This window comes from Arthrobacter sp. Dra40, assembly GCF_059091905.1.
The window spans coordinates 1-1783 of record NZ_JBNHHB010000449.1; the positions used below are offsets into that span (position 1 = coordinate 1).

3 protein-coding genes are annotated in these 1783 nt (G+C 62.7%); all 3 read right to left on the reverse strand.

The features are described from left to right. Window positions 1–265 (reverse strand): hypothetical protein (locus tag AC5RWT_RS37015; protein ID WP_494084560.1); only part of this gene is annotated, 265 nt, incomplete at its 3' end. A 111-nt stretch (window positions 266–376) separates the two neighbouring features. After that, window positions 377–1087, reverse strand: a complete 711-nt coding sequence (locus AC5RWT_RS37020) for a recombinase family protein (protein ID WP_494002560.1) — start codon at window positions 1085–1087, stop codon at window positions 377–379. A 156-nt stretch (window positions 1088–1243) separates the two neighbouring features. Further along, the coding region (locus AC5RWT_RS37025) for a hypothetical protein (protein ID WP_494084561.1) at window positions 1244–1783 on the reverse strand (540 nt) is incomplete at its 5' end.

Below are 1783 nucleotides of genomic sequence, written 5' to 3' on the forward strand. Positions count from 1 at the left end.
AGTTGGGGTGAGCAAGATCCGTTGAGCGTGAGTATCCGGTCAGGCCATTCGTGGCGACTACAGAAATCAGGTCGGGCGGGACCGGGCTATCTCCCTGAATGCCGTAAGACTGGCCGTTCTCGTTGACTGGCCAGCCCGGTATATCGCCGTAGGAAGTCGGGCATTCATTCCCGCTCTCAGCGCAAGGCAGGGCCACCCGACTCTCCTCGGTCCCCTGAGCTAAAGCAACAGAGCCGCAGGCAACCAGCGATCCGGCGATGATCACGCCTCCGAGTACGCCTCTTGATGGCCTCCACATGGGCACATCCTACGGATGCCCTGCAGTTCCGAACAGCACGGAAGGGACACAGGATTGCCCCCGTCCACCTTGCGCGTTCTAAACCTCCATCCTTGGGCCCCGTTCCTGGAGGGCACGCCGCAGCGTGACCGACTCCAAAACCGCCTTGACGGTGGATGCGTGCCACCCCTTGCCCGTCGCCGTGGGGATGCCTTCGGCGGTGAGAGCTTCAGCGATCTTCCGGAGGGACAGGCCGCGCTCGCGGTCGGTGTGGATGCGCAGCATGACCTCCGCCGGCAGGACGGCAGTCCTGCCCATGTGTTCCCCCTGGGCGGCTTTCTCTTGCATCGCCGCCGCTGTCCGCGCTCCGATGAACTTCCGTTCGATCTCTGCAAAGTTGAGCGCCATGTTGTACATGCCGGCTCCCATGATGGTGGCGGTGTCGACTCCGAGGTCGAGACAGATAATGCGCCAACCCTGACGTTGGGAGTCGGCCAGCAGCCGGGTGCCGTCCTCCATGTTCCTGGAGAGACGATCCAGCTTGGATACCATGAGTCCCTGGTACTTGCCTGCCTTCAGGTCTGCCAGCAGTGCCAGCATCTTCGGGCGCTTGCTGATGGTGGCCGCGCTCGCGGCCAGCTCCTCGACCAGCTCCAGTTCGTACCCCATGCGGTCGGCCTCGCGTACCAGCTCCGCCCGCTGCACGTCGGGGCTGATGTCCTGCTTATCCGTTGATACCCGGACGTATCCGACGACGCGGATTGCCTGGTCGGCGTGGATTACCTGGGGAACCTGAGAGGTGGTGGTCATGACGTGAGTGTACATAATGGGAACCCTTTATGTACAACATCCTTGATTACTCGCAGCCCCGAGGCAGGGGGTAGCCCCACATGCGGGCGTCCCTGCGCCCGCCCGTACATGGCGGCCAAGGAAGCGTACGGGTATCCACCGTGACGAGGTGGGAGGTCATTTCTGGGGCCGCACCGCCGTGTCGCTCTTCAAGACAAGCCCCAATGACTCGCACACCTTCTCGTCCCCGGGGATAACTGCGGCACGACCGTCTTTGAGCACGCATACGGTCAATGGCTCAGGAACCGGGTAGGAAAAGCTGGGGTCATGCAGGTCTGGATGTGCGGCGCCGTCAGGATCATCAGGGTCCAACCCATGCTGGGCCCAAACATCGCGGCACACGGACAGAGCGTCTTCGATCATCACTGTGCTGTCCGGCCGCTCTGCGGTGCTCGGAACTCCCAGTGTCACGGTGGTTCCAGGGAACTGGTTGCCGTGGATTTCAGCTCGTGCCAAGCACGCTATCGAGCTCTTGTCCGTCACGGGCAGCTGCATAACCACTGCCCCGCCGGTTGCCACAAGGGCGACGGCGGCTCCGGCAAGCACAACCCTCTTGCCTTTAGTGTTCTGGAATTGCCTGTTCTCGGGAGTGCCGTCCTGCGCGACGTTGACCAGGAGCGCCTCGATGGCTGCGCTGCGTTGCGCGTTGAAGCGGTA

What these genes read in the sequence shown, in the direction of transcription:
- AC5RWT_RS37020 (WP_494002560.1), bottom strand. Translation starts at nt 1,087, where the DNA reads ATGACCACCACCTCTCAGGTTCCCCAGGTAATCCACGCCGACCAGGCA.